The sequence below is a fragment of the Microcoleus sp. PH2017_35_SFW_U_B genome, assembly GCF_020737865.1.
In the GTDB taxonomy this organism is placed as follows: domain Bacteria; phylum Cyanobacteriota; class Cyanobacteriia; order Cyanobacteriales; family Microcoleaceae; genus Microcoleus.
This window is the reverse complement of record NZ_JAEQDE010000003.1, coordinates 1-1,665: the sequence shown is the minus strand read 5'-3', so window position 1 is coordinate 1,665 and position 1,665 is coordinate 1. Positions and strand designations below refer to the sequence as shown.

At 39.8% G+C, this 1,665-nt stretch carries 1 protein-coding gene; it reads left to right on the top strand.

Annotated features, from left to right (window positions below; all coding sequences use genetic code 11):
* Positions 1–118 precede the first annotated feature (118 nt).
* Complete coding sequence (locus JGK36_RS00025) at positions 119–1,612, top strand: IS5 family transposase (protein WP_293194023.1); 1,494 nt, start codon at positions 119–121, stop codon at positions 1,610–1,612.
* The last annotated feature ends 53 nt before the right edge of the window (positions 1,613–1,665 follow it).

Below are 1,665 nucleotides of genomic sequence, written 5' to 3'. Positions count from 1 at the left end.
TAGGGCTTGCTGAAAAATCAATCACATATTGCGTGGCATAGGTTTAGATGGCGCGAGGGAGAAAAAAGTGCAAGATAAACAGGTAATATAGATCAAAACCCGTGCATCACCTGCGATTGTGTACAAAAAAGCTGAGCTTGCTCCCTCCTTACCCTCCGAGTTTGAACTGCCCTTCGGAGGAAATTTATCAATCCTCAACCGTTGGGTCAAAATGGCTCAAATAATCCCGTGGGATGAATTTGAATCAGAATATGCTCAAAACTTCCCGACAAAAAAGGGGGCACCCGCCAAATCTTTTCGGATAGCATTAGGGGCATTAATTATTAAAGAAAAATTGGGAATTAGCGATCGCGAAACCGTAGAACAGAGCCGCGAAAACCCGTATTTACAATACTTTATCGGTCAATCAAGCTACAGTAATGAGCTACCATTTGACTCATCTCTATTAGTTCACTTTAGGCAACGGATTAGTTTGAACCTAATTAATAAAGTGAACGAAAGCATGGTCAAAAAGATGCTAGAAATTACACCAGTTAAACCCGAAAAAAAAAAGGGTTCGGACGCCAAAAATGAGTCACCCAATCGCGGCAAATTAATCATAGATGCAACCTGTGCACCAGCCGACATTACTTATCCGACTGACTTAGGACTATTAAACAAAGCGAGAGTTCACACCGAAAAAATCATAGATATCCTATATAAACAAGTTAAAGAAAAAATCCCAAAAAAACCAAGAACCTATCGTAATATCGCCCGAAAAGACTACTTATTAATGGCTAAACAAAGAAAGCCACCTCGCACAAAAAGAAGACAGGCAATTAAGAAACAACTTCAATATGTCAAAAGAAACCTAGCTCATATTGAACAGCTAATTGAATCAGGTGCGACCCTAGAAGCTCTGAATAAAAAGCAATATAAAACCTTGCTAGTCCTCACAGAAGTCTATCGCCAACAGCAATCATTAATTGATAAAAATAAACAGAGTATTGAACATAGAATAGTAAGTTTAAGTCAACCCCACATCCGTCCTATAATCAGAGGAAAAGCCGGAAAAAGCGTAGAGTTTGGAGCTAAACTGTCAGCGAGCTGCTTTGAAGGATATGTATTTTTAGACCGAATGAGCTGGGATAGTTTTAATGAGTCAGGGGACTTAAAAGCCCAGGTAGAAGCTTATTATCGATTCACTGGACATTATCCAGAGTCCGTTCATGCCGACCGAATTTACCGAACAAGAGAAAACCGAGCATGGTGCAAAGAAAAAGGAATTAGAATCAGTGGGCCTCCCCTAGGAAGACCGCCAGCAAACGTCAGTAAATCAAAAAAGAAACAAGCGTTGGAAGATGAGAGAATTAGAAATGCAATTGAGGGTAAGTTTGGGCAAGGAAAACGAAGATTCGGTCTGAATAGAGTGATGGCTAAACTTGATAATACATCTGGTACAGTTATTGCAATTACTTTTTTGGTAATGAACCTCGCCACCTGGTGGCGTCGGGTTTTTTGTGTGTTTTTATGTCTATTTGGAAAAAGAACACCTGTTTTTTTAGGGGAGATAATCTACAGCTATACTTGGGGCGACTCGATACAGAAAAAACTTATCTTTAACCAAGCTTGAATATATTGATCGCTCCTGCTCTTGGTTGGCAATCAATTATTCAGCAAGCCCTA